The 24532-nt window shown below is 39.6% G+C and carries 17 protein-coding genes; 6 read left to right on the top strand and 11 right to left on the bottom strand.

Translation table 11 applies throughout. From position 1 onward, the window contains the following. Window positions 1-11: 11 nt before the first annotated feature. Genes yidD through rocD form a run of 3 tightly spaced genes read right to left on the bottom strand, consistent with a single transcriptional unit; the run spans window position 12 to window position 2292 of the window. Window positions 12-221 carry a membrane protein insertion efficiency factor YidD gene (gene yidD, locus RCZ04_RS08170; protein ID WP_460485553.1) on the bottom strand — a complete coding sequence of 70 codons (210 nt, stop codon included), beginning with the start codon at window positions 219-221 and terminating at the stop codon, window positions 12-14. Continuing rightward, on the bottom strand, window positions 221-1030 hold the full coding sequence (locus RCZ04_RS08165; protein ID WP_460485552.1) for an enoyl-ACP reductase FabI: 810 nt from the start codon (window positions 1028-1030) through the stop codon (window positions 221-223). The genes yidD and RCZ04_RS08165 overlap by 1 nt, the downstream gene beginning before the upstream one ends. A gap of 11 nt (window positions 1031-1041) precedes the next feature. After that, window positions 1042-2292, bottom strand: a complete 1251-nt coding sequence (rocD, locus tag RCZ04_RS08160; RefSeq protein ID WP_460485551.1) for an ornithine aminotransferase — start codon at window positions 2290-2292, stop codon at window positions 1042-1044. Between the two features lie 367 nt (window positions 2293-2659). On the opposite strand from rocD, the gene RCZ04_RS08155 reads away from it, so the two are divergent. Then, window positions 2660-3130, top strand: a complete 471-nt coding sequence (locus RCZ04_RS08155) for a hypothetical protein (protein ID WP_460485550.1) — start codon at window positions 2660-2662, stop codon at window positions 3128-3130. Window positions 3131-3404: 274 nt separating this feature from the next. On the opposite strand, the gene RCZ04_RS08150 is transcribed toward RCZ04_RS08155, so the two are convergent. Then, window positions 3405-3650: a hypothetical protein gene (locus RCZ04_RS08150; protein WP_460485549.1), complete on the bottom strand. Its 246-nt coding sequence runs from the start codon at window positions 3648-3650 to the stop codon at window positions 3405-3407. Window positions 3651-3790: 140 nt separating this feature from the next. Then, window positions 3791-5035, bottom strand: a complete 1245-nt coding sequence (locus tag RCZ04_RS08145; protein ID WP_460485548.1) for a sulfate adenylyltransferase subunit 1 — start codon at window positions 5033-5035, stop codon at window positions 3791-3793. A 909-nt stretch (window positions 5036-5944) separates the two neighbouring features. Here RCZ04_RS08145 and fmt point away from each other — a divergent pair. Next, window positions 5945-6898: a methionyl-tRNA formyltransferase gene (gene fmt / locus RCZ04_RS08140; protein ID WP_460485547.1), complete on the top strand. Its 954-nt coding sequence runs from the start codon at window positions 5945-5947 to the stop codon at window positions 6896-6898. Window positions 6899-7330: 432 nt separating this feature from the next. Here the strand turns inward: fmt and RCZ04_RS08135 are convergent, their stop codons facing one another. From RCZ04_RS08135 to RCZ04_RS08125, 3 genes are all read right to left on the bottom strand, one after another. Beyond that, window positions 7331-8446: an aminotransferase class I/II-fold pyridoxal phosphate-dependent enzyme gene (locus tag RCZ04_RS08135; protein ID WP_460485546.1), complete on the bottom strand. Its 1116-nt coding sequence runs from the start codon at window positions 8444-8446 to the stop codon at window positions 7331-7333. 13 nt (window positions 8447-8459) lie between these two features. After that, window positions 8460-10490 carry a recombinase gene (locus RCZ04_RS08130; protein ID WP_460485545.1) on the bottom strand — a complete coding sequence of 677 codons (2031 nt, stop codon included), beginning with the start codon at window positions 10488-10490 and terminating at the stop codon, window positions 8460-8462. Window positions 10491-10612: 122 nt separating this feature from the next. Beyond that, window positions 10613-13456 carry a TonB-dependent receptor gene (locus RCZ04_RS08125; protein ID WP_460485544.1) on the bottom strand — a complete coding sequence of 948 codons (2844 nt, stop codon included), beginning with the start codon at window positions 13454-13456 and terminating at the stop codon, window positions 10613-10615. A 282-nt stretch (window positions 13457-13738) separates the two neighbouring features. Between RCZ04_RS08125 and RCZ04_RS08120 the strand changes: the two genes are divergently transcribed. Then, window positions 13739-15058 carry a sugar MFS transporter gene (locus RCZ04_RS08120; RefSeq protein WP_460485543.1) on the top strand — a complete coding sequence of 440 codons (1320 nt, stop codon included), beginning with the start codon at window positions 13739-13741 and terminating at the stop codon, window positions 15056-15058. Window positions 15059-15162: 104 nt separating this feature from the next. Here the strand turns inward: RCZ04_RS08120 and lysS are convergent, their stop codons facing one another. Continuing rightward, a complete protein-coding gene (gene lysS / locus RCZ04_RS08115) occupies window positions 15163-16857 on the bottom strand; it encodes a lysine--tRNA ligase (RefSeq protein ID WP_460485542.1) in 1695 nt (564 codons plus the stop codon). An 885-nt stretch (window positions 16858-17742) separates the two neighbouring features. Here lysS and gyrB point away from each other — a divergent pair. Further along, complete coding sequence (gene gyrB, locus RCZ04_RS08110) at window positions 17743-19719, top strand: DNA topoisomerase subunit B (protein ID WP_460485541.1); 1977 nt, start codon at window positions 17743-17745, stop codon at window positions 19717-19719. Window positions 19720-19814: 95 nt separating this feature from the next. On the opposite strand, the gene hemC is transcribed toward gyrB, so the two are convergent. Continuing rightward, on the bottom strand, window positions 19815-20681 hold the full coding sequence (hemC, locus tag RCZ04_RS08105; RefSeq protein WP_460485540.1) for a hydroxymethylbilane synthase: 867 nt from the start codon (window positions 20679-20681) through the stop codon (window positions 19815-19817). A 117-nt stretch (window positions 20682-20798) separates the two neighbouring features. Between hemC and RCZ04_RS08100 the strand changes: the two genes are divergently transcribed. Then, window positions 20799-21713 carry a dimethylarginine dimethylaminohydrolase family protein gene (locus RCZ04_RS08100; RefSeq protein ID WP_460485539.1) on the top strand — a complete coding sequence of 305 codons (915 nt, stop codon included), beginning with the start codon at window positions 20799-20801 and terminating at the stop codon, window positions 21711-21713. A gap of 173 nt (window positions 21714-21886) precedes the next feature. Continuing rightward, the gene (gene hemA, locus RCZ04_RS08095) at window positions 21887-23131 is read left to right on the top strand and encodes a glutamyl-tRNA reductase (protein ID WP_460485538.1); all 1245 of its coding nucleotides are present in this window, start codon (window positions 21887-21889) and stop codon (window positions 23129-23131) included. A gap of 88 nt (window positions 23132-23219) precedes the next feature. Here hemA and RCZ04_RS08090 read toward each other — a convergent pair whose 3' ends face one another. Next, complete coding sequence (locus tag RCZ04_RS08090; protein WP_460485537.1) at window positions 23220-23966, bottom strand: murein L,D-transpeptidase catalytic domain family protein; 747 nt, start codon at window positions 23964-23966, stop codon at window positions 23220-23222. Window positions 23967-24532 lie beyond the last annotated feature (566 nt).

The raw sequence follows: 24532 nt of genomic DNA, 5'->3' as shown, positions 1-24532 counted from the left end.
ATTATTTTATTTTAAGGTACAGGGTCATAACCACTACCCCCCCAAGGATGGCAACTACATATACGCTTAATAGCCAACCAGCCTCCTTTAAAAATACCATACTTTTGTAGGGCTTCCAAAGTGTATTGCGAACAGGTGGGGGTATACCTACAGGTAGGAGGCTTGAGCGGCGAAATCGCCACTTGATAAAAGCGCACCAAATATATAAAGATATATTTCATTATTTAGCAAATCGTTCAATCACCTCGTTGCTTACACCAGTACTTGAAAAACCGCCATCGTGGAAAAGGTTTTGCATCGTTACTTTGCGGGTAAGATCGGAGAAGAGAGAGACGGTATAGTCGGCGCAATCTTGAGCGGTAGCATTGCCCAGTGGCGACATTGCATCGGCGTAGGCAATAAATCCGTCAAAGCCTTTCACCCCTTGACCCGCAGTGGTAGCGGTAGGCGATTGAGAAATAGTGTTCACGCGCACTTTTTTGTCTTTGCCAAAGAAATAACCGAAGCTACGCGCAATAGACTCTAAGTAAGCCTTATTGTCGGCCATATCGTTGTAATCGGGGAAGGTGCGTTGTGCTGCCATATAGGTAAGCGCCACGATGCTACCCCATTCATTCATTGCATCATTCTTATAAAGCACTTGGCATACTTTGTGAAAAGAAAGAGCGGATACATCCCAACCTTTTTCGGTGTTCATATAGTTAGACTCGGTGTAAGGAATGTTCTTGCGCACATTCACCGACATACCAATAGAGTGCAACACGAAATCCAACTTGCCTCCTAAAATTTCCATTGCTTTGGTAACCAAATTTTGGAGGTCATCCATATTAGTCGCATCGGCAGGGATAATTTCAGAGCCAGTTTTTTCGGCTAAGTTTTTTATTTGCCCCATACGCATTGCTACTGGAGCATTGGTAAGCACAAACTTACCGCCTTCTTCGTGTACGCGCTCAGCGGTTTTCCAAGCGATAGAATTTTCGTCTAAAGCACCAAAGATGATGCCTCTTTTTCCTTTTAATAAATTGTACATTTGTTTAGTTATTAGTTATTAGTTTCAAATTCCTTTAGGGTATTGATGATAATAGCAATACACTCGCGAAGCTCTGTTTCGTTCATCACCAAAGGCGGTGCAAACCTGATGATATTGCCGTGAGTAGGTTTGGCGAGCAAGCCTTTGTCGCGCATACTGAGGCAGATATTCCAAGCGGTGTCGCTCTCTTGGGTATCGTTAATTACAATCGCGTTCAAAAGTCCTTTCCCACGCACTAAAGTTACTACTTTTGAAGTTTTGATGTAATGACCAATCTCTTTTCGGAAAATCTCGCCTAAACGCGCTGCATTTTCAGCTAAATGCTCATCTTTTACCACTTGTAATGCTTCTACGGCAACCGTAGCAGCCAAAGGATTTCCGCCAAAGGTACTGCCGTGTTGTCCTGCTTTGATCACGTGCATAATGCGATCATCGGCAAGGACGGCACTCACGGGATATACTCCACCACTGAGGGCTTTGCCGAGCACTAATATATCGGGTTTTACATTTTCGTGATCAACTGCCAAGCGTTTGCCAGTACGCGCTACGCCTGTTTGTACCTCATCGGCGATAAAGAGGGCGTTGTACTTCTCACACAAAGCTTTAGCTTCGCTGAGGTAGCCTTCGGAAGGGACATATACGCCCGCTTCCCCTTGTATAGGTTCTACTAAAAATCCCGCTACAGTAGCTTGGTTATCAGCGAGTACTTTCTCTAAGGCAACTAAATCATTGTAAGGAACTGACACAAAACCAGGTGTATAAGGACCGAAATTCTTACGTGCATTTTTATCGGATGAGAAAGAGACTACGGTAGTGGTGCGTCCGTGGAAATTCTGGTCACATACCACAATGACAGCGGCACTTTCAGGCACCCCTTTTTGTTCGTATGCCCATTTGCGACATATTTTAATTGCTGTTTCTACAGCTTCCGCTCCTGTATTCATCGGGAGGACTTTCTCAAAGCCAAAGTACTCGGTTACATACTTTTCGTACACACCGAGTTTATCGTTGTAGAAAGCACGTGATGTGAGCGTAAGAGTTTGTGCTTGATCGGTGAGTGCCTTGATGATGCGTGGGTGGCAATGTCCTTGGTTCACAGCCGAGTAAGAGGATAGGAAATCGTAATAACGCTTGCCTTCCACATCCCACACATATACGCCTTGCCCTTTGCTGAGCACTACAGGTAGTGGGTGATAGTTATGAGCACCGTATTGATTTTCGAGTGCCATAGCTTGTTCTGAGGTTAATTTTGAGGTTACCATAGCCTGTATAATTGTTTAGTGTTGAAACTTTGGCAAAGATACAACAATAAATCAAATAATCCTCAATATTCATATAGAAAAAATAAGTTTTACATATAAAACATCTCCATATGAGGTAGTTAATGTTATTTTATAAAATCTAAAAACATTAAAGTAAATCATATTATTTTTTTACTTTTTATAACTTATTTTTCAGCATTTTACTATTTTTAAGTAAATAACTATCTTGAGGACTAATTATCGTTTTTCTTATACTTTTTCCAATCTTAATATTTGCTCAAAAAAATAAAAAAGATTTTTTTTTTGAAAAAAACATTATTATTTAAAAATATTTTATACCTTTGCCTCGATTAAAAGATCTTAAATTATGACAGATACAGTATTACAACCGAAAGGTACAGACGCAAAAACAACGGATGTACAATTGACAGGTGCACAACTACAACAAATGCTTGATGCTCACTGTCAAGATATGAAAGAAGGAATGCCAGGATTCCTCTTCTATGGAATTTTGAGCAGTTCTGATGGTTCTATCTTAAGTAAAGCTTCCGCCAATGAAGAAGCCTCAAAGATAATTGAACAAGGATCTGCCTTCCATCTTACTATTGTTGATCAAGTAAAGAAGGTGGTAGATAGTAACGATGCTTTAGGAAAGTTGGAGTTAGATTACATTCTTATTGAAACAGACAAAATTACGTTTATGTTGATGATTTCAGCTTTAGGTAAATTCTTTTCTATTACAGCTTTAGATAGACCTAAATCAAACATTGGAATTTCAAGAGCTTTGCTTTACAAGTGTAAAAGAGAATTTGGGACATTGCTAGATGACTTTTTTTAGCATTTTTCCCAAAAAAATCTACAAAAGCACAAAACAGACGATACATCTCTGCTTTGTGCTTTTTTTACACTAATGAAATAAAGACTCTATTCCTCTATTATTAGAAATTAGAATAAAACAATGATCACGCATCTTCGTAGCATTTACTGACCTGATTAATGAAGATAGTGTTCGACAAGGTTGAACAAAGCAGATTAATGCAGATATTTTATAAAAAGAAAAAGCACAATTGGGGAAACTCCAAATTGTGCTATGAAGACATTTTTATATCTTTCTAAAATTGTTCATCTAACTTCATTGCAAGGGGTCTACTCTTTTCAATCAAACCTCTAGCTATTGCTAGATTAGCTTTAGCTCTGTCTAAGCCCAGAAGAAGAAAAAATTTCCCTAAATTAGAAACGCCAATTACATAGGTAGCATCAGCACAATTAAGAACTCCACAAAAAAGTAATCCTGACAAGTTTGCTTTTATATCTGAGCAGAGTTTGTTAAGTGTTTCTTGTAATTCTGAACCTGTCATAATTTTGGTTTTTTATATGTTATTCAAGGGCAAATGTATGTATAAAAATATAGGTATCTATTTTTTAACGTTGTTTAACCTTATTTATATAATAATTAAACTTTCTTACTTGCGTTATTGTTAAATAAATCAGTGAAAATTTATTTATGATAAAACATCAGAGCTCCTACGGTAGCATTGCTGGTCTCATCAATAAGGATAGCACTACCCATTGGAGGATTGCTTTGGAATGCATCGTATACTAATGGAGAAGCCGTTTTGAGTCGGATTTTTGCAATTTCATTGAGTTTTACACTTTCTACACCTTCAGTTTGATCGAGAGTGTTAACGTCTATCTTATATTCTATTTCTTTGACAATAGCTTTTACAAGTTTACTACGCTGCTGTAATAGATATTTATTACCTTCGCGCAATTCGCGTTTATCCATCCAGCACACAATTGCTTCAATATCTTGTCCTTCCTGTGGTTCTGCTCCTGGTTTGGCAAAGTAATCTCCACGTGAAATGTCGATATCGTCTTCGATGTGTAAGACTACGGGATCGCCTGCTTTGGCTACTGCTACCTCTTCGCCGTTATATTCTATCTTACTGAGTTTTGTACTAATACCTTCAGGGAGCACTACTATCGCATCACCTTTGCGATAAGTGCCCGAAATGATTTCTCCGGCATAACCTCGATAATCGTGTAGTGCTTCGGTTTGTGGGCGTATTACATACTGCACTTGAAAACGAGGTTGTTCATAAGTGTCTTTGTTAATTTCTACCGTTTCCAAAAAATCGAGTAGTGAAGCGCCCTTGTACCAAGGCATTGCCTCGGTGGTATTCACGATATTATCGCCTACAAAAGCTGAAATTGGAAAATAGTGCACGCTTTTGAGTCCTAAACGCTTGGCTATTTCTTCATATTCTTTTTTGATATTGCTGAACACTTCTTCGCTATAGTCTACCAAGTCCATTTTATTCACGGCTACTACTACTTCTGGGATATTGAGCAGAGAGGCGATAATGGAGTGACGACGTGTTTGTTCGGTTACACCATTGCGTGCGTCTACCAGAATGATTATGAGCTCGGAATTAGATGCGCCTGTAATCATATTACGGGTATATTGGGTATGCCCAGGTGCATCGGCGATAATGAATTTGCGCTTAGGTGTCGCAAAGTAGCGATAAGCTACATCGATGGTAATACCTTGTTCGCGTTCGGCACGCAGACCGTCGGTGAGGATGGCAAGGTCGATACCGTCGTCGTTTTTATTTTTTGATTGTTGTTCGAGAGCTTCGAGCTGGTCGGCTAAGATACTTTTGCTATCGTATAGCAATCGACCGATGAGGGTACTTTTACCGTCATCTACACTACCTGCGGTGATAAATCGTAATATATTCATTTGCTTTATTTCTGATGAGTAAATATAATTTTGGTGCAAAGGTACAAACTAATTAGCAAATTAGCAAATTTGGAAATTAGGGAGGAGGCACACAGGTAGTTATGGGGAGATTGGTTGGACTTGTTCGGACGAGTCGGACATTTCAGACTTGTTGGAGAAACTTTGAAAAACTCTGAGTTTTCAAAAAGGGTTGAAAAGGAGACAAAGAAGCTAAGGAGCCATCGGAAGATTTCGGAGGGGTTCGGAAGGGGTTTTTTAGGTAAAAGATAAAAGGTAAGAGATAAAATAGATATGGTTAGCTTATACAAAGCTTATAGGAACCTTATACAAATCTTGGACGATTGTTATACAAAGGGTGTATAAGTAATTGATTAATACTATAATACAACAATGCCAATAATGCCAAAAATAGGGTTTCGTGACGAAGGAAAAGGAAAGTTTACACCTTCCTTATACAAAAAAGAAGGACACGATGGTTATTTTGCAAAGAGGAATAGATAGAAGAGCTGAAGGAAAAGGGGATAGTAGGAATGCAAAATGAGTTATTGAAGTTCTCAAAAAGACTCAGAAAAAGAGAATAGTAGCAATACAAAAGCAATTAGAAAAATATTACTTTCAAGCTGATGTTATTAAATTCTAAGAAGTAAAATAAGAACAAATAACAGGGCATCTTAAAACTTTTGTATCAAAAAACTTTACTATTAGTGCTAAATTTTATATTTTTGCACGAGATAAATGAAGGCTAAAACGAGCTTATCGTACAGCTGAAACAAGAGAATAACATTAGAAGATAGGACGCAAAAATGATATGTAAAAAGGGGGAATTATAACGCAAAAGTAGCTGTTGGGATTTTTTTCAGATGCCTTTTCATACCTTTTACCTCTTATCTCTTACCTAAAACAAAGAAAATGAGAATTGTATTTATGGGGACGCCTGACTTTGCGTTGGCGTCGTTAAAAGCGTTAGTAGAAAACGATTACAACGTGGTAGGCGTAGTTACGGTAGCCGATAAACCTTCGGGACGCGGACAGAAGCTACATCAATCGCCGGTGAAAGTTTATGCCGAAAGCAAAGGAATACCGGTGTTACAGCCCGTAAAGCTGAAAGATGAGGCTTTTGTAAATGCGCTAAGAGCCTTGCAACCTGATTTGCAAATAGTAGTGGCTTTCCGTATGTTGCCTGAGGTGGTATGGCGATTGCCTAAATACGGCACTTTTAACTTACACGCCTCGCTTTTACCTAATTATCGGGGAGCGGCGCCTATTAACTGGGCAATTATTAACGGGGAAAAGGAAACAGGGGTAACGACTTTCTTTATAGACGAAAAGATTGATACGGGGGCTATTATCGCACAAGCAGTTACTCCTATCTCTTCTCACGAAACGGCGGGCACTTTGCACGACAAACTAATGGCGCAAGGCGCTGAATTAGTGCTAAAAACGGTAGATAGTATCGCAGAGGGTACTTGCTCAACTCAGCCACAAGACAAGGAAGTGACTTTTGCGGAAGCTCCTAAAATATATAAAGAGACTTGCAAAATCAATTGGGAAAAGCGAGGAATGGTTATTGAGCGCCTTATAAGAGGAATGAGCCCCTACCCTACTGCGTGGACGGAGTTCATACACAATGGAGAAGTGATAAATATAAAGGTATACGATGCTCTTTTTGAACCTGCTACTCACTCGTTGTCTATTGGGAAGTTATTGGTAGAGAAGAGGCAATTACGCGTAGCGGTGCAAGATGGCTATATACAACTATTGGAGCTGCAATTGCCTGCTAAAAAGCGTATGAAGACTGCTGACCTGCTGAATGGGTTTAGCTTTGATAATACTATAATACCCAAAATGCCAATCAAAAGTTGAATTAACTAATTGATTATAAACATCCCCCCTATTCACATACTCCGCTCTCGCGGACTACCTTCAAAGGGGGAGATGTGATGCAAAAGCAACTATGATATTATAAATATGAATCAAGAGTTGGATTAATTTATTGATTATAAACATCCCCCCTGCCCCCCTTCAAAGGGGGAGATGTGATGCAAAAGCAACTATGATATTATATAAATCAGAGATAATCATTTCTTTTAACCTTGATTCACATTATAACGACGAGTGACAAATGAAGAAATGACGGTACGAGTCGCACTGACAGATGAAGAATGAACGAAAAATTAGTAATAATAAACTAATGATAAGATGAGGTTAGAAGAAAATTTATTACTTGATTTCAACTTTGCCAAAGGTTAGTCGTAGCACGACAAGCTATGAAAAAACTATAGTAAGGTTGATTTCTTAATGGACTAATTGGCTGATTAAGAAATCTATTTCTTGTTCGGTATTGAAGCTGTGCAAGCATATTCTTAGGCGTTCTTGTCCGGCAGGCACGGTGGGTGCTAAAATAGGTAACACACCAATCCCTTTTGTTTGTAATGATTCGGCAAGAGCTTTGACGCGTTCGTTACCACTGACTACCATTGCTTGTATAGCGGAATCGGAAGGGATAAAGCCTTGTATTTTGTATTTTGCTATTTGCTCTTTAAAGTACTGAATGTTATGGTGTAGTTGTTGTATTGAAGTAGTTGTCAGTAAGGTCTCATATCCTGCCCTAATAGTTGCGACACTATGCGGACTCATAGCTGTAGTGTAAATAAACGAGCGCGAGAAGTTCACTAAATACTGTATCACCTCATTTGAAGCTAAAACGGCTGCTCCGTGAGCTCCTAAGCCTTTCCCAAAGGTGACGATGCGGGCAAAAATCTCTTCTTCTAAACCTAATGCCTGCACCAATCCACAGCCGTATTCTCCAAATACTCCAATAGCGTGTGCCTCGTCTACCGCCACGTAAGCCCCGTACTGTTTTGCTAATGTTACCAAATGCGGCAAATCAGGGCTATCACCGTCCATCGAAAAGACGGTTTCAGTGGCGATGAGCACCGTTTTGTTATCGACGGCAAACTTTTTTAAGAGCTTTTCTAAATCGTCTAAATCGTTATGTTTAAACTTGTAGGCATTGGCTAAACTGAGTGATATGCCGTCGCGTATAGAAGCGTGGCTGTAACTGTCGTACAAGATAATATCACCTCGCCCTACAATACAGGAGAAAAAGCCTACATTGGCATCATAACCTGAGTTATACAGAAGGGCTGTTTCGGCGTTATGGAAATGGGCTATATAGCCTTCAGTTTCGGCAAATATAGGCGCATTACCGGAAAGCAATCGTGAACCTGTAGCGCCGTGAGGAGCCGTTTGCTGAGGAAGTAATTGAGAGATACGTTTAGTAATCTCAAGATTTGTACTAAAGCCTATATAATCATTGGAATAGAAATCAATAGCAAAATGGCGTTGCTTGAGACTGCGTAGGGCATTGTGAGCTTGTCGTTCAGCTAATTTTTCTCTGATGTGTTTCATATTGAATATTCTTTTATTCTTTTCCTTTAACGGGGAAGAAAAAAGCTCTGGGGTGCTGTTTGAAGGCATTCCACACACAGCGTGCTAAGTTTTTGAGCTCGGAAGCGGGTACTTCACGAGAGCGCAAGGCTATCCACAATGAGAGGGCAAAGCTCACAATGAAGTTGCCAAAACCAATGAGACCTACCCCCAAGATACACCAGAGGATATTCTCAAGGCTCACCATAAAATTCATACCATACAAGCCGTAAGCCAAATTACCACTGGCAAAGGTAATGTGGCGTATATCAATAGGCAAACCAAAGAACTTCCCTACAGCCCACGCACTTCCCATAAAGATACCAAACCAAATGTTCGACACGACACTTGGCCACTTTTGTTGCATCCAGTTGGCTACGCGTTGCATACGCACTTTGCCAAAGAAACCTTTGAGGAAAGGGTGCTCGGACAAGCGGTAGTAGAAGTTATTAAAGTTGTTTACACTGGCTACATTACCGGCAATAATCCCTGAAAGGAAGAGAAATACCCCTGCAATACAAGCGTGCAAGAACAAGGGAGTATGCCATATATTGAGATCTTCCAAGAGATGTAAAGCCTTTTTAGAAGCAATGTTGTAGCCATTGAGGTAACTTATTCCCATTACCAAGAGCATCGCCACGGGGAAAGCCCCGAACACATTGCCCACAAAAGCGATGAACTGGGAGCGAAATAGGCGGGTGAAAAGAGCCGAAAACTCGGTGTAGTGCTTTTGTTTTTCCTTATTGTTATCGTTGTTGCCGAGGCTTTCCAAAGTTTTAGCGATGGTGGAAGCCGTCATTGCAGGTTGCTTGGTTGCCAAGGTAGAACCTGTGAGGTAAATGAGTACAAAGCCAATAGCGTAGTTAAGACTGTAGTTGAGGGCACGGAAAAAATCGCTTTGGTCAGGTTGCATACTCATATAGAGTTTTACCAAACACATAAAGCTCACAATCACGCCTCCCCACAAAGCTGTGTTGAGCATCTTAAAATATTCTTTACCTGTAGAAGTGATATAGTGCTCACCCGTTTTACCCGTATAGTTCGTAATCTCATATGTAATGTTGTACACACTATCGTTGATGAGCTTACGCACGTTATTCTTCTTAGAGTTGGTTTTGACCATATCTAAGTAAAACGCAATAGCCTTCTCGCGTTTATCAGCTTCTTTTTCTATAAAAATATAGTTATACAAACGCTTGATACGACGTATTTGCTGACGAATAAGCAAAAGCATTTGGTTCACACTAAATGTAACACCATACTTAGAGGCATTGGTATCGGCTTTATTCACGAAATCCTCACATTGTCCTGCTAAGATGTTTAGCTGCTTGTAATCGAGTTCGTGGTCTTGTATGTAAAGGTAAGGTTTATCTTCTTTGGCAAGGGTACGTGCGAGATTGTTCAGTTCATCGTCTAAGGCGATAAAAGGACTATTGAGGTGAGCATACTCAGGCACCATACGGCGCACATCGGTTTGCAAAGCAAGTCCGCCCATACGTTGGGAGAGGATCATTATAGCCAAAAGAATTTGCTGAGAGGTGGATTTGCGTTCAGCATCTTCGTAAAAAGTATTAACGGCAAGGATATCAAAGAGCTCTTTCCAGTTCTCTAAGGGAATTTGGAGCACCCATTTGGCATCGGAGGGGCGGTAAAACAATTGGTTGAGTACGTATTGTATATTTTCTTCAGAAGGCTGGTCGGGTAAAAGCTGACGGCTGATACGACGGCGCAATTCCTTGAAAAAAGAAACGCTATTGAGCAGACCGGCATCGGTGAAGAGAATTACTTTTTGTTTGTTAGCAAATACGTTGTGGAGTTTTTCTTTGAAGAAAGCGATGCGCTCGGGTTCGTGGTGAAGTTCAGAAAGGAGTTCATCAATGTTAAGAGGAGACTTTTTGTCTTTACTTTTGTGACGGAAGTAGTTTACTACATCAAACACGAAGTCGATATCTTCATAGTCTGATGAGTGCATATAGGTCTCAAAGATTTCATAGATTGATTTATATCTTTTTGCAAATAGAATCATATTTTTGAATTAATAATTAACAACGAGGGCGCAAAGGTACGAGATAATTAGCAAATTAACAAATTAGGAAAGGCTGTCCAAAATGATTGGACAGCCTTTATTATCTGTTACTTGTTATCTGATTAGAAATTGTAGCGTACACCAAAGCTGAAAGTACGACCATCACCGAAATACACTTGGTTGCTCACATCTATACCTTTATAAGTTTCACTTGTATTGGTAGCGTGGTTACTTGTGTATGATTCTGAAATATAATAAGCATCAAGTACATTATAAGCTTGTGCTGAGAAGGTGAGACGTTGCTTATCGGTAAGTTGCCATTTATAAGAAATTCCTAAATCAAGGAGATTATAACTTGGCAATTTAAGAGCTCCCTTTTCTGCTTCCTCTTTTTTATTAAAGTTAGAAATGTTTAAATTGGCATATAGATTATCTACATAGCGCCAATCTATATCAAATTTCAATCCTTTTACAGGTAATATAGTAAGACCTAAAGAAGCAGTAGTTTGTGCGGTAGAACCTACCTTCACATCGTCTAAGAAAAGTTTTACTTGGCTAGCACTACCTGCTGGCACTACATTACCTTGGTCGTCAATTGTTTCATTACTTTCATTAGTAAGACTACCAGAAGCGTCTCCCTTGTAATACCAGTCTCCCAATGAAAGAGAACCATTTACTTTTAAATATCTAGTAATATTAGCATTCGCCTCAAGTTCTACACCTCGGTGAACTTCTTCAATACCTAAGATGTTAGCAAAAGCACGAATGGTATTGTTTTTAAGGTTATTAGATTTGCGCAAGTAACGATCTTTCCAAGAAGTATGATAAAGATTCAAATTAGCATTCAAGAAACTTGATTTAAATCCATAACCAAGTTCTACCCCAAATATCTTTTCATTAGTAAGAGATGGATTCAAGAAATTTCGGTAGTTAGGATATACAGCATCGAACAAAGGTTGTTTAGAGTAATAACCCACATTTGCAAATACGTTATGCTGCTCATTAATATTGTAGTTTATTCCTCCCTTGATATTGTAACCTACAATGTTTTTGAAACCTGTTTTAGTATCCATAGCTGTTTCTGGTCTACCAGTAATTGCCAGTGTACCAGGTTTAACAAAATTATCAATACGTTGATATGATTGTACTGAAGTTGCTCCTTGAATGAAAGCAGAGAAATGATCGTCAGAGTATTCAAATTGAGAGAAAAGACCAAACCATTTCACTTCACCATCGTTGCTATAGCCTATTTGATTTTCTAAAGGTTCTGTTTTTTGGAATGGATTCCAAGAAACGTTAGCAGGCACAACAGTGGTTACCACATTAGCACTGGCAAGATTTTTATTTCTGTTGTCTGCATAAGAGTTATTCCCTAACATATCAGTAACTACTTGATGGTGATAACCGTAATAGTATCGACCATCTAACCCAATGTTAGCAGTAAAGTTATCATTAATTTGGTGTTGTAAGTTGGTAAGGAAGCCGTACCAGTCGTGTGAGTTTACGGAACCATTGCGTATGAAACCTTGGTTTACAGAACCTGCTGCCTTTCCGTTAGGGTCGGTTACTCTCACACTTCTACCTGCTTCACCAGGGTGTTGCATAGTTTCCAATCCACTTACTGCCTGACCTTTGTTATATTGTACTGCTTTGTCAAAGTCAATCAACCCCTCTTCAGTACGAAGTGTATTTAAGTAATGTTTCTCAAGAGTATAAGATGTAGTACCACTCACTGTTTTTGAAGTGAAAGAGTGAGCCTCACCTAAAGAATTAGTTCCCATACCTCGCCCTAAAGAAGCGTAGACAACAGTACTAAGTGAAGTACTTTCGCTCATTTTCCAATCCCAGTTGAGCATTGCCACGGGTTTGTGATATAGATTTTTCTTGATAGAGTATTCCTCACCATCTAAATAACCCCAATCTGAATTGTACTTGCGATCAGGATCACCACCCTTGCCATAGCGCAAATAGTTAGCCAACGATGGGCTATTAGAGCGTTGGTGGTGCCATTGTGGAGCTCCCGTAAACATCAATTGAAAACTATGGTTTTTAGAAGGTTCATAGCCTAAAGCAAAGTAATAACTATAACCATCAAATTTGGTACCATCTACATATTTACGACCTGTATTTTTACTAAACAATACTGAAGCCGACCAACCTGTAAGACTTTTACCTGTATTATAAGCTACTAATCCTTTATACTCTTGACTAGTACCATAACTAAAGTAAGCAGTACCTCCTTCAGCCATATCGGCAGCGCGTGTTACCACATTAATAGTCCCACCTACAGAAGCGATGGCGAGTTTAGAAGCTCCCAAACCACGTTGTACTTGCATTGCTGAAGTAACATCGGCAAGTCCTGACCAGTTACTCCAATAAACAGTACCTCCTTCCATATCGTTTACAGGCATACCATTTACCATTACGGCAATGTTTTTAGTATCAAAACCTCGAATATTGATTCTTGAGTCGCCGAAACCACCACCTCCTTTTGTAGCATAAACTGAGGGGGTTCTGTTGAGTACCTCTGGAAGTTCTCGTGTACCCAATTTTTCTATAATTTCAGTGGCTTGAATAGTAGATACCGCCACAGGTGTTTTGCGCTCTTGCGCAATATCTAACAAGGTGCTTTTACCTGTTACTATTACCTCTCCTAAGGTCTGTTGGTCGCTTGTAAGAGTAATTCGCACGTGCGCTTTACCATTCACAAGTTTATAGGGAACTGTTTTGGTAACATACCCAAGATAAGAAAACTCTAAAGTTCCTGTAGGTGAGTCTACATTCAAAGAATACTTACCGTCCATATCGGTCGATGCTCCTTTGGTAGTACCCTTTACCAAAACATTTGCTCCCATTAGCGGAGCGTTGTAATCACCATCAATCACTTCTCCAGTAATAACTCCTTGCTGTGAGTAAAGCATTGATGTGAGAAAAAGTACGGCTACATTTAAAAACCAGCTTTTCATTATATTAGTTAAAATTAGTTACAAGTGGCTATGGTCAGTAGTGAGTTAAGTAGTACTAATTATTTCGGAGCAAAATTACTAACTTTTTTGATACTTACCAACTGTTTTGATAATTTATTTGCTAACATTTTTATTAACAAGTACCCTACTTCCATATAAACCACTAAATACAAGTATGTTGCGCACCATAAGTTATATACACAACAAAAATAAAGTGTTAAAATTTAACTGTTTTTTAATCTTTTGTAGTAGATTTGCGCTCTAAATCGACCCTATTCAACAATGAACAAGCAAAAAAAACATACTAAAGCCTTCCTCTTGATCGCTCTCTTATTCTTCCTCTTCGGAGGACTAACAGTCTTTATACAACTCTTATTACCTCACCTTCGTGATGTCTTTCAGTTGCGTTATTCCGATGCAGGGTATATTCTTCTATCTTTCTTTTTACCTTACCTGTTTTTTTCTATCCCTGCAGGTTTTATCCTCACTAAAATAGGCTATCAACGCGGTATCATCTTAGGTCTACTACTCATCTCTTTAGGTGCTTTGCTCTTCTACCCTGCTGCCCAAGAACGATTGTACTGGGTATTCTTAACCGCTATCTTTATATTAGGCAGTGGTGTTACTTTTTTGCAAGTGGCTATGAACTCTTATGTGGTAGTTTTAGGTGACGAAGCCACTACCTCTCGCCGACTCACTTTCTCCCAAGCATTTAACGCTATAGGCACTACTATTGCCCCTATTTTTGGCGCAGCTTACCTACTCAGTAATGAAGTAAAAAAAGAAGCCGAAATACAAGCGTTAGACACTATCAACAAACAAATGTATTTCCGCGGAGAAGCCCTCTCAATGCAATTGCCTTTTTTGTACATAGCTCTATGGGTACTCGCTTTAGCGTTTCTCTTTGCAATAATTAAACTCCCCTATGCTTATAGAATAAAACAAAATATAAATAAACAAGAATACCAAGAGCTCCTTAAGAAAACTCCTCTACTATTAGGGGCAATAGGTATCTTCTTGTATGTAGGCTCCGAAGTGGTATTAGGTAGTTACACAGTGAATTACTTTATCGATATGAATATCACTAAGGATATTTTAGAGAGTCCCTCTATGCACTTTATTGTAGACACCCTCGGCTCATTAGTAGGAAAACCACATTTAACTACTGCCGACCCTAAAGCTGTTGTTGCTGTCTTTATCTCTTTCTATTGGGGGGGCGCTATGTTAGGACGCTTTATCAGTGCTTATCTCATCAAGTGGATTCCCCCTGCCAAAGTGCTCATCGTCTTCGCTATCTTAGCTATCTCTCTTATCTTATTCTCTATCAATACCGGCGGACTGATATCAATGTGGTCTCTGTTAAGTATCGGTCTCTTCAATTCTATAATGTTCCCCACCATCTTTGCTTTGGCTTGTGAAGGTATAGACGAGTTCAAACCTCAAGCTTCTGCTATCCTCTGCACTATGATTGTCGGTGGAGGGCTTATCCCTCTCCTCTATGGTATACTTACCGACAGTATAGGCTTCCGCTTAGCATTTCTAACCTTAGTAGGCTGTTATAGTTATATCGCATTCTTCGGCTTCTACAAAAGTAATAGATGATTTATTAATGGTTAATAGTCAATAAAAAAACTTTGCCAAAAGTCGTAACAGCGTGTTGTGCTACAGCCTTTGGCAAAGTTTATATCACATTTAATTGTTAATTATCAATTGTTCATTGTTAATTGCACAAATAGTTCTTCTCCTTCTTTTACTACCTTCGCAACCTTTTTGCTGGTAAGCCCCTTAATAGCTTTGTCCCATTTCTTGTTAGAGAACTCGGTTTGTGCTTTAAGGACATCTAAAAGTAGTTTTTCCGAAGCTTTCAACAGCTCGAATACTGTTTTTTCGTCTTCTGAAAGCTCTACTTCTTTTTTCTCAGGACGCATTTGTGGGAAGAAGAGTACTTCTTGTATGCTCTCATTATTAGTGAGGAACATAATCAATCTATCCATCCCGATACCTAAACCAGAGGTAGGAGGCATACCATACTCCAAAGCACGCAAGAAATCTTGGTCGATGAACATAGCCTCGTCGTCACCTTTTTCTGAGAGGCGCAATTGTTCTTCAAAACGCTCGCGTTGGTCGATAGGGTCATTGAGTTCAGAATAGGCATTGGCAATTTCTTTACCGCATACCATCAGCTCAAAACGCTCGGTAAGGTCAGGGTTATCGCGGTGTTCTTTGGTGAGAGGCGACATTTCTTTAGGATAATCGGTGATGAAAGTAGGCTGAATGAAGTTGCCTTCGCACTTTTCTCCAAATATCTCGTCGATGAGTTTGCCCTTGCCCATTGTCTCATCTACCGCAATACCGATAGAGTGTGCAAAAGCTCTCAGCTCGTCTTCTGTTTTACCGGTGATGTCAAAACCTGTGAACTGTTTGATAGCGTCAGTCATCGTAATGCGTGGGTAAGGCGCTTTGAAATCCACTTCGTGCTTGCCAAAAGTCGCTTTAGTGGTGCCATTCACGGCTATAGCGCAGTGTTCCAATAGGCGCTCCGTAAAGTCCATCATCCAGTGGTAATCCTTATACGCTACATATATTTCCATAGCGGTGAACTCAGGGTTGTGAGTTCTGTCCATTCCCTCGTTGCGAAAGTTTTTAGAGAACTCATATACCCCATCAAAACCACCCACAATAAGGCGCTTGAGGTACAACTCATTGGCAATACGCATATAGAGCGGAATGTCCAACGCATTGTGATGCGTAATAAACGGACGCGCACTCGCTCCCCCAGGAATAGACTGCAACACTGGGGTTTCCACTTCCAAGTAACCTGCCTCGTTAAAGAACTCACGCATTGCGTTGAACAATTTAGTGCGTTTTACAAACACCTCTTTCACTTGAGGGTTCACTACCAAATCAACATAACGCATACGGTAGCGCTGTTCAGGGTCGGTGAAGGCATCGTGCACTTTACCGTCGGCATCTACCTTAGGCATAGGTAGCGGACGCAATACTTTTGAAAGGAGCGTAAAGTTCTTCACCAACACGGTTTTCTCTCCCATTTTAGTAATGAAAAGCGTTCCTTCAGCGCCTATAAAGTCACCTAAATCCAATAATTTTTTGAATACCTCGTTGTAAAGCGTTTTATCCTCACCAGGGCACATCTCATCGCGGTTGAAGTACAATTGCATCGTGCCTTCACTATCTTGCAAAGTAGCAAACGAGGCTTTCCCTTGTACACGCAACGACATTAGTCGTCCCGCTACCACCACAGGTCTACCCTCTTCATAACGGTCGGCTACATCCTTAGAAGTAGTATCAACAGGATATAGAGGTGCAGGATATGGGTTAATCCCTAATTCTTTTAATTTGGTTAATTTTTCTCTACGAATGATTTCTTGTTCTGATAACATTTTATAATGATTGTTGTTCAATGATAAATGGTTAGTAGTTGATTATTAAATATTATTAGGGTGCAAAAGTACGGCATTTTTTTGAGTTACACAATAGTACTCACAAATAAACTAAAGTTCATTATTTTTAAAACTAAAATTATCTCTATAAAACCTATTGTCAAATCCATATCTTCTCTAAAACTCATATACAATACTATTCTGTCCACCCTACCTTCTTTTATCACCACTGTAGAACCACCCTTCCTTCAACTTAACTTTGTCTTAGCTTCTAATAATCCTTGATTATCAAGCGCATTTTCGCTTATTTTACTTTTACCTTTTAACTAATTTAAATTTGCTAATTCTCTAATTTTCTAATTACCTCCCCGTCGCATCTCCCCCTAATGCCTAAGGCCTAAGGCCTATTGCCTCTTTCTTTTCTTTCGCCTCGAAACCCTGTTTTTAGTATTTTTGGCATTGTTGTATTACAGTATTAATCAATTACTTATACACCCTTTGTATAACAATCGTCCAAGATTCGTATAAGCTTCCTATAAGCTTTGTATAAGCTAACCATATCTATTTTATCTCTTACCTTTTATCTTTTACCTCAATACCCTCTTCCGAACCCCTCCGAAATCTTCCGATAGTTCCTTAGCCTCTTTATCTCCTTTCCAACCCTCTTTGAAAACTCAGAGTTTTTCCATAGTTTCCCCAACAAGTCCAAAATGTCCCACTCGCCCAAACAACTCCAACCAATCTCCCCATTATTGCCCGTATGGCTTGCACCGTGCTACGACCTCGCACCTGCCCGTGCGGCTCGCACCTAATTTTTCTCATTTGCAAATTTGCTCATTAATAAAATTATTCATACCTTTGCGCCCTTGATTCGATATTAAAATTATGGCAGAAGAATTATATAACGAACAACAAAATCCAGCTGATTATTCAGCAGACAATATCCAATCCCTCGAAGGAATGGAACACGTGCGTATGCGCCCCTCAATGTATATCGGCGATGTGGGCACACGCGGTTTGCACCACCTTGTATATGAGGTGCTTGACAACTCTATCGACGAAGCCCTCGCAGGCTATTGCGATACCATTTCAGTAACTATCAACGAGGATAATTCCATTACCGTAGAAGACAACGGTCGCGGTATCCCAGTAGATGTCCACAAAAAAGAAGGCGTTTCTGCCCTTCAAGTGGTAATGACCAAAATCGGTGCCGGTGGTAAGTTCGACAAAGGCTCTTACAAAGTGTCAGGAGGTCTGCACGGCGTGGGAGTTTCCTGCGTAAATGCCCTTTCCGACCATCTTACCGCTACCGTATACCGCGATGGTAAAATATGGGAACAAGAATATCAGCGAGGCGTCGCTATGTACCCCGTAAAACAAGTAGGCAACACCGATAAACGCGGTACCAAAGTAACTTTCCACCCCGATGAACTCATTTTTGAACAAACCATCGAATATAAATACGATACCCTCGCAGCCCGCATCCGTGAGCTTGCCTACTTAAATAAAGGTATCACTATCACCCTTACCGACCTTCGCAATAAAGACGAAAAAGGCGAATATATTACCGAAAAATTCTATTCACAAAACGGATTGAAAGAATTCGTCAAATTCCTCGACGGCAACCGTATGCCTATCATTAGCAATGTGATTGCTATGGAAGGCGAAAGAAACGGCATTCCAGTAGAGGTAGCGATGATTTACAACGACTCCTATAACGAAAACCTACACTCTTACGTCAATAATATCAACACTTCCGAAGGAGGTACGCACTTGCAAGGTTTCCGTATGGGGCTTACTCGTACCCTTAAAGCATATGCCGATAAATCAGGATTACTCGAGAAAATGAGTAAGGATAAAAAGAATCCTGTAGAGATTGAAGGAGACGACTTCCGCGAAGGACTCACCGCTGTCATTTCAGTAAAAGTAGCCGAACCTCAGTTTGAAGGACAAACAAAAACCAAACTCGGTAACCGCGAAGTAACCTCAGCCGTATCTCAAGCCGTAGGACAAATGCTCGAAGATTACCTCGAAGAAAACCCTAACGATGCCAAAACCATTGTCGAGAAAGTCATTTTGGCAGCACAAGCACGCCAAGCAGCGCGTAAGGCTCGCGAGATGGTACAACGCAAAAGCGTGATGAGCGGGGGCGGTCTGCCAGGTAAACTCGCCGACTGTTCTGAAGAAGACCCAGCAAAATGTGAGCTTTTCTTAGTTGAGGGAGACTCAGCGGGCGGTACCGCTAAACAAGGACGAAACAAAGACATCCAAGCTATCTTACCCCTTCGTGGTAAAATCCTCAATGTCGAAAAGGCAATGCAACACAGGGTGTTCGATAGTGACGAAATTAAAAATATATATACCGCTTTAGGCGTAACAGTAGGCACTGAAGAAGATGCCAAAGCGCTTAACTTAAGTAAACTCCGTTATCACAAAGTGATTATTATGTGTGATGCCGATGTAGACGGTTCGCACATCACCACCCTTATTCTTACCTTCTTCTTCCGTTATATGCGCGAACTTATTGAGAACGGTCACGTGTATATCGCTACACCTCCTCTTTATTTGGTGAAAAGCAAAAGCAGCAAACGCGAAGAGTACGCTTGGAACGATAAGCAACGCGATGCACTTTCAGCAGAGATGGGTAATGTGAATATACAACGTTATAAAGGTTTAGGTGAAATGAACGACCACCAGCTGTGGGATACCACTATGAACCCTGAACACCGCACCCTCCGCCAAGTAACCATCGATAACGCTACGGAAGCCGACCGCGTGTTCTCTATGTTAATGGGAGACGAAGTACCACCACGTCGTGAGTTCATTGAGAAAAACGCCAAATACGCTAAAATCGATGCTTAGTTTAAGTAAAAGATAGCAAAACAGCTAACAAAAAAAGCTGATTGAATTCGTTCAATCAGCCTTTTTATTTATCATTAATTATTAACCATTAATCATTAACCTCTTAGCATTGAGGCAAGTCTTTCTCCCGTGTGTTCATCTATCTGGGTAAGTACTTCTTCTATTACCGAAGCCTCTTTACCATCTTCGCTCCACAAACCTCCTTTAAAAAGTAGTTTACCCTCTTTAAACTCAGCAAACGCCCCAATAGGTGCCGTACACCCACCTTCCAAAGCGCGAAGAAAGTCGCGCTCTAACAGAGTGGCTATATAAGTATAGTCGTCGTGAAGAGGAAGAAGCTTTTCCTGCAAAGCTGTGTTATCTTCGCGTACTACCACCAATATAGCCCCTTGCGCAGGAGCAGGTAACATCCAGTTAAGTACTAAGTGGTTTTTAGGCAATTTATGAATGCGTTCCAAGCCCGCAGCTGCAAAGATAGCCCCATCCCAAGGATTATCGCTGAGCTTTTGTAAGCGGGTATTTACATTGCCTCTCAAGTTTTCTATCTTATGTTGCGGGTAGCGGTGTAACCATTGCGCTTTGCGCCGCAAACTACTGGTAGCTATTGTCGCTTTTTCTGTGTCTAAAAACGAAAGGTCTCCCTTGTATACTAATACATCGTGAGGATTCCCGCGCTTGAGCACAGCTCCTATTGCTATCCCCTCAGGCAAAGCAGTAGGCACATCTTTCATACTGTGCACCGCTATATCTATTTCACCATTGAGCAAAGCAATGTCAAGCGCTTTGGTAAAAATACCAGTAACCCCCATTTCGTAAAGCGGTTTACTAAGTTCTATATCGCCGTGCGATTTAGTAGCTACAATTTCAGTAGAGTATCCCAAAACTTCTAATTGTTGCTGTACAGTTTTAGCTTGCCAAAGTGCTAATTCACTATCACGAGTACCTATACGTATTTTATTCATTCTATTTATTTTAGAGCGACAAAAGTACAAAATAATTATTAATTAACAATTAAGAATTAAGAATTTTGCTAATTGCCAAATTATTTGTATCTTTGCCCAAAACAAAACCCTATTAATATGCTGAAATTACATATTACAAACGAAACAAGTCCTTTAGAAGCTGTGATTTTAGGCACGGCTACCAGCAATGGACCTACACCAAAATTAGAAGAAGCTTACGACCCTAAATCAGCGGAGCACATTAAAGCGGGGACTTATCCTATAGAAAAAGATATGGTTGCTGAAATGGACGCTTTTCGCACAGTACTCGAAAAGTATGGCGTAAAAGTGTATCGCCCTGAAATCATCACTGATTGCAATCAGATATTTACACGTGATATTGGTTTTGTGATTGAAGATACTTTTATCAAAGCCAATATTCTGCCCGACCGACAAGCAGAGTTTCAGGCTATTGAGTATATTGTAAACCAAATAGACCCACAAAAGGTGATTACCCCTCCTGCCAATGTGCATATTGAAGGAGGCGATGTAATGCCTTGGAACGACCATATTTTTATCGGGACTTATAAGGGAAATGATTATAAAGAACAAATTACTGCACGCACCAATATGGTAGGAGTTGCCTTTATTCAAAAACTTTTTCCTCATAAAAAGGTAAAAGAATTTGATTTGGTAAAATCACAAACCGAGGCGCGTGATAATGCCCTCCACCTTGATTGTTGCTTTCAACCTATAGGTAAAAACAAAGGAATTATTTACAAAGGAGGTTTCCGCTCAGAAAGTGATTACCAGTATTTAGCAGACCTCTTTGGCAAAGAAAACTTGTTTCATATAGAACGTGAAGAAATGTATCATATGTTTAGCAACGTTTTTTCTATTAGCCCTAAAGTGGTAGTCACAGAGAAGAATTTCACTCGCTTGAACGATTGGTTAAGGGCTCAAGGTTTTACTGTAGAGGAAATTCCATATGCTGAGATTGCTAAACAAGAGGGGCTTTTAAGGTGTTCTACCCTCCCCCTTAGAAGATTATAAAATTAGCAAATTTGAAAATTAACAAATTAAAAAAGATTGCTAATTATTTAGATTCTTTACATATTTTAGCTTTTTATAATAAAAGTTCGCTGTATCTTATGTTATTTACAGCGAACTTATTATTTTTGCGCTTGCAAAACACAACTATTGATAGTATCAATTACTAAAAAGCTATGACACAACCCACTATATCTAAGAACAAAACCTTTTACTGCATTGGGCTCAGCTACCAAAAGGCTGATGCTACAATGCGTGGAATGTTTAGTCTTACTCCTGAACACAAAGACCAATTACTCACTCAAGCCAAAAGAGAAGGTTTTGAGGAGCTATTGGTGATTTCTACTTGTAATCGGACTGAACTGTACGGTTATGCCGAGCACCCTTTCCAATTGATACAACTGCTTTGTGAATATTCAAATGGCTCAGTAGATGATTTTCAGAAAGTGGGTTATGTTACCAAAGGTAAAGAGGCTGTACAACATCTTTTTGAAGTGGGCACGGGTTTAGATAGTCAGATTCTTGGGGACTTTGAAATTATAGGGCAAATAAAGCAAGCTTTTACTCTCTCACGCGACAAAGGGCTTGCGAATGCTTTTTTGGAGCGATTGATGAATTGTGTTATTAATGCCAGCAAACGCATCAAGAATGAGACGGCACTATCCTCAGGAGCTGCATCAGTATCGTTTACAGCGGTGCAGTACATTATGCAGAATGTACCTAAAGTATCGGAAAAGAATATTGTTCTCTTTGGGGTAGGCAAGATAGGTCGCAACACTTGTGAAAACTTGATTAAACACACTCAAAACGACCATATCACTCTTATCAACCGCACGCGTGAAAAAGCTGAGCAGGTGGCGGGTAAGTTTAATGTAATTGTTAAGGATTTTAATGAGTTACAAACTGAAATCAGCAAAGCTGATGTACTGATAGTAGCTACAGGTGCAGCTACTCCTACGGTATATAAAGATTTTATCAACCTCAAGAAACCGATACTTATTTTAGACCTTTCTATTCCTAAGAACGTGGAGGAACAGGTGGCAACACTCCCCAATGTGACCCTTCTGCATATGGACGAGCTATCGAAGCGGAAAGATGAAGCCTTAGAGCGTAGAAAAGAATCGATACCGCAGGCTTTGGGGATTATAGATGAGGTGAAAGAGGAGTTTTTTCAATGGCTTGACAATAGGAAGTTTGCGCCTACTATCAAAGCGCTAAAAGCGAAGCTCGAAAGCCTTAAAGATGCTGAAATGGACTTTCACCGCAAGAAGATTGAAGATTTTAATGAGCAACAAGCTGAAATGATAAGCAATCGCATCATACAAAAAATTACGACCCAATTTGTGAATCACTTGAAAGATAGTTCATCAATAGATGAGAGTATCGGTTGGGTACAAGAGGTGTTTCAGTTAGAAGTATAGGACACTTATATAATGAGAGTAAAAAAGACTGCTATGAAGCAGTCTTTTTTATTTTTTAAGTATTCAGATAAGGATAATCAAAATTTATTTAGAAGACAGAACCGTCATCAATAAGTTTTAAAACATTTAGGTATTTAGAAGAGCTGAGGTATTTAGCATCGTTGTAATAGGCAAAAATCATTGTTTTTTCTTTGATGGTTTCAATGACTTGTTTATAGATATTTGGGGGCAACACAGGACAGCCGAGACTTCTGCCCATACGCCCTGTACGAACTATGTAATTTTCATTGGCGTAATCGGCGGTGTGGATGACTACTGCGCGTTTGGCTAAGTTACTATTATACCCTTTTTCATCGCCGTATAACATTAGGCTAAAGCCATTACTACCAACGTAAGTGGTGCCTGTAATATAAAATCCTATACTGCTTTTGTTAGACTCCATTACATCTGAAAAAGAGGTAGCCATTTTCTCTCCACTCTTTTTGCCGTGTGCTACATAGGTGTAATAGAGTATTTTCATCTTCTCTAAATCGATAGTATAAAAGCGCTTAGAGTTACTATCTTTTGTAAAATCAATAATAGAGAAGAGGTCTTTATCGTTTAAGCGGTGTTGTTTCCTGAGGGATTGATAGCCTATATAAGCGTAACGAAAAGCTTCGAAGCTAAGGTCGTATTGGGCGGCATTTAGCTCGTTATACAAATCTTTAATATTGAGTTCTACTTTTTTTAAGGCTAATAGTTTTTCTTTGCTAAGATGGGAGTTTTGGGCACGTGCGAAATACAAAAAACTGCTTAATACAAAAATAAGGAATAAGAAAAAATACTTTTTGTTCATAGTGTTGCTGTTCGAAACATTTTTTAATTGTTAAATAAGAATTCATTGCGGGTGCAAAGGTAGTATATTTTCTTTACACTGTATCAGAAAGGTAACACTTTAACATTAATTTAACACATTTAAATAATCCCTACAATGCTTATAAGAAGTAGCGTAATAGTGCTTGTGAGGGTTGATAGTTGCGTTTTCAGCTACAGCATAAGGCAATAATAATGCCAATTTAATACCAATAATGCCAGAAATGCCAGAAATACTAACAATACCAATTAATGATTAAAAACTTTGGCGAAGTTGTGATATGGATTTTTCAGATTTTTCGGATAGGTCGGGTAGGTCAGATGGTGAGTTAGAGATTTCGGAAGCAAAAGAAGTATTTCGGAAGATTATTTTCAAGTAAAAGGTAAAAGTTAAGAGGTAAAGAGGGTATGGTTAGCTTATACAAAGCTTATAGGAAGCTTATACGAATCTTGGACGATTGTTATACAAAGGGTGTATAACTAATTGATTAATACCATAATACAACAATGTCAAAAATGCCAAAAATAGGGTTTCGAGGCGAAAGAAAG

Source organism: Capnocytophaga sp. HP1101 (genome assembly GCF_054772415.1).
This window is presented reverse-complemented; position numbering and strand designations above follow the sequence as displayed.